A 3,323-nucleotide genomic window follows, 5' to 3' on the forward strand; every position below is an offset into this window, starting at 1 on the left:
GCATGCGCGGGATCGAGAAACGATTTGGCAGCGTCCCGGTGCTGCGCGACCTTAACCTCGATGTCGAGGCCGGCGAATTCCTGACGCTGCTCGGCCCTTCCGGTTCCGGCAAGACGACGCTGCTGATGATCCTGGCCGGTTTCGTGCGGGCCAATGCCGGCTCGATCAAGGTCGGCGGCGACGAGATCATCACCACGCCGCCGCACAAGCGCAACATCGGCATGGTGTTCCAGAACTACGCGCTGTTTCCGCACATGAACGTCTTCCACAACATCGCCTTTCCGCTGAAGCAGCGCGGCGTCGCCGCCGCCGAGACGGCCGAACGTGTCGAGAAGGCGCTCGATCTGGTGAAATTGCAGGGCCTGGGCGAACGCCGGGTCGACCAGCTTTCCGGCGGCCAGCGACAGCGTGTGGCGCTGGCACGCGCCATCGTCTTCGAGCCGCGCATCGTGCTGATGGACGAACCCTTGTCGGCGCTCGACAAGGGCCTGCGCGAGCACATGCAGATCGAGCTGCGCGCCCTGCATCGCCGGCTCGGCATGACCACCGTCTATGTCACGCACGACCAGCGCGAAGCCATCACCATGTCCGACCGCATCGCGGTCATGAACGCCGGGCGCATCGAACAGCTCGACAAGCCTGAAACCCTCTACGCCAGGCCGCAAACGCGATTTGTAGCCGGCTTCATCGGCGAATCGAATTTCATTCCGGTCGAGTGCCGCAACGGCTCCGTCTGGTACGAGGACCGGAGAATCCATACCGCGGCACCAGTGCCGGCAGCTGGCCAGCACCTGATGGTGGTGCGGCCGGAAAAGCTGCGGCTCCTGGCAGACGCCGAACCGACAAGCGGCGTCAACGTGCTCGAGGCGAAAGTCAGCGACATCATCTATCAGGGCGACAGCTTCGTCTGCTACGCGGCGTTGCGCGACGGCCGCCAGCTGACTTTGCGCGACTATTGCCGCAGCGATGTGCTGGCCAAAATGCCGGCGCCCGGCCAGCCAGTCTCATTCGGTCTCGATGCGCAGGACACGATCCTGGTGGCGGCAGACTGATGAGCGCGCAGCCCGCCCTCATGGAAGAGATCGGCAGCGCCGCAGGCCGGGAGCTCAACACGCAGGGACTTCACGCCGACGCCCGGCGTGAATCACTACGGCTGCTGGCGCTGTTGTCGCCAAGCCTGCTTCTGGTCTTCGCCATCATCATCGTGCCGATCGGCTGGCTGTTCTGGCTGTCGCTGTTCGACGAAGCGGGCGGCTTCAGCGCCGCCAATTATGCGCGATTCTTCGAGCAGGCCTCCTACATCAAGACCTTCATCACCACCTTCAAGGTCGCCTTCATCGTCACCGGCGCCTGCGTGCTGCTCGGCTCGGCCGGCGGCATTGATTTCACCAGATCAATTCGCAGAAGCGACCAATTTGCAGAAGTGACTAGGGGATATTCAGACAGAATGCGTGATTTCCAGTTTCCCGGCCGCTCGCCGGTTCGTGCCACCGAGGCGGTTGCCGCGACCTCGCATCCGCTTGCAACGCTTGCGGCCATCGACATGCTGCGCTCCGGCGGCAATGCCATGGACGCCGCGGTCTGCGCCGCCGCCGTGCAGGGTGTGGTCGAGCCGCAATCGACGGGCATCGGTGGCGACTGCTTCGTGCTTTATTCTCCCGGAGGACAAGGCAATGTGCTGGCCTTCAACGGCTCGGGGCGAGCGCCGGCCAGGGCGACGGTCGGCTGGTATCTCGAAAAAGGCTTCGACCGCATCCCGCTGCAGGGTCCGCATGCGGTCACCGTACCCGGCGCCGTCGACGCCTGGAGCCGCCTGCTCGAAGACCATGGCCGCAAGGGCCTTGCCGAGGCGCTGACGCCGGCCATTCACTATGCCGAGAACGGCTATGTCGTGCACGACCGCGTCGCCTTCGACTGGGCCGAGCCGGAGACCGACCTGTCGGCCGACGAGCATGCCGCGCGCATCTTCCTGCCCGGCGGCAGGGCGCCGAAGGCGGGTGACGTCCATCGGCAGCCGGAACTGGCGGCGACCTTGCGCATCATCGCCAAACACGGCCGGTCCGGTTTCTACGAAGGCGCGGTCGCCGACGATATGGTGAGCCGGCTCAACGAATTGGGCGGACTTCATACGGCCGAGGATTTTGCCGCGACCAGAGGCGACTATGTGGCGCCGGTCAGCACCTCCTATGGCGGCCATGAGATCCACCAGATGCCGCCGAACAATCAGGGGCTGACGGCGCTTTTGATGCTCAATTTGCTGTCGGGCTTCGAGCTTGGCGGGCTCGACCCCAATGGCGCCGAACGCCTGCATCTGGAGATCGAGGCCGGACGCCTGGCTTACCGCGACCGCGACCGCTATGTCGGCGACCAGGACCATGTCCCGGTGCCCCTGAAGCAGCTCCTGTCCGGCGCCTATGCCGACCGGCTACGCGCCGAGATCGACCGCGACCGCGCCATCACGCATCTGCCGCGCGTCGAGCTGCCCGGCAGCGACACGGTCTATATCTCCATCGTCGACCGCGACCGCAACGCGGTCTCCTTCATCAACTCGACCTATTATTCGTTCGGCAGTGGCGTCGTCGGCCCGAAGACCGGTATCGTGCTGCAGAACCGTGGTTCGAGCTTCCGCCTCGACCCGGCGCATCCGAACGCGATCGCGCCGGGCAAGCGGCCGATGCACACGATCATGCCGGGCATGGCGACGAAGAACGGCCGCGTGGTGATGCCGTTCGGCGTCATGGGCGGCGGTTACCAGCCGTTTGGCCATGTCCACCTGCTCACCAACATGATCGATTTCGGCATGGACCCGCAGCAGGCACTGGATGCGCCGAGGGTGTTTTACAACGATGACACAGTGGAAGCCGAGCGTGGCGTTCCCACTGATGCAACCGAGGGCCTGCGCCGGCGCGGCCACCGCATCGCCGAACCGCATCATCCGCTTGGCGGGGGGCAGGTGGTGCTGATCGACTGGGAGAAGGGGACGCTGACCGGCGCTTCCGATCCGCGCAAGGATGGTTTGGCGCTTGGCTATTGAGGTGATCCGTTGTCCAATGGCGCCCATATCGAGGCAAGCCCGTCAGAAGGGCTCTCGCCAGTAATCGTTCGAAATCCAGCCGGTGATCATGACCCAAACTGAAACCCACGCAGATCTCTCCCGCCGTCTCGCCGCCGGCGCCGACGACGCCCCCGCCATTCTGGCGCCCGACAGGGCAACGCTCAGCCATGGCGGATTGCGCAGCATGATCGCCGACACGGCAAAACAGCTGCATGCGCGCGGCATCGGCCGCGGCGACAGGGGGGCGATCGTGCTGCCGAACGGGCCC

2 protein-coding genes and 1 pseudogene are annotated in these 3,323 nt (G+C 65.2%); all 3 read left to right on the forward strand.

The window, feature by feature from the left end:
- Positions 1–2 precede the first annotated feature (2 nt).
- Complete coding sequence (locus EN879_RS29150) at positions 3–1,052, forward strand: ABC transporter ATP-binding protein (RefSeq protein WP_127274416.1); 1,050 nt, start codon at positions 3–5, stop codon at positions 1,050–1,052.
- Positions 1,053–1,447: 395 nt separating this feature from the next.
- Positions 1,448–3,034: a gamma-glutamyltransferase gene (ggt, locus tag EN879_RS29155; protein WP_063170422.1), complete on the forward strand. Its 1,587-nt coding sequence runs from the start codon at positions 1,448–1,450 to the stop codon at positions 3,032–3,034.
- A gap of 88 nt (positions 3,035–3,122) precedes the next feature.
- A pseudogene (locus tag EN879_RS29160) lies at positions 3,123–3,323 on the forward strand (AMP-dependent synthetase); the annotation flags it as partial.

This window comes from Mesorhizobium sp. M7A.F.Ca.AU.002.02.1.1 (assembly GCF_003998535.1).
GTDB classification, from domain to species: Bacteria; Pseudomonadota; Alphaproteobacteria; order Rhizobiales; family Rhizobiaceae; genus Mesorhizobium; species Mesorhizobium ciceri.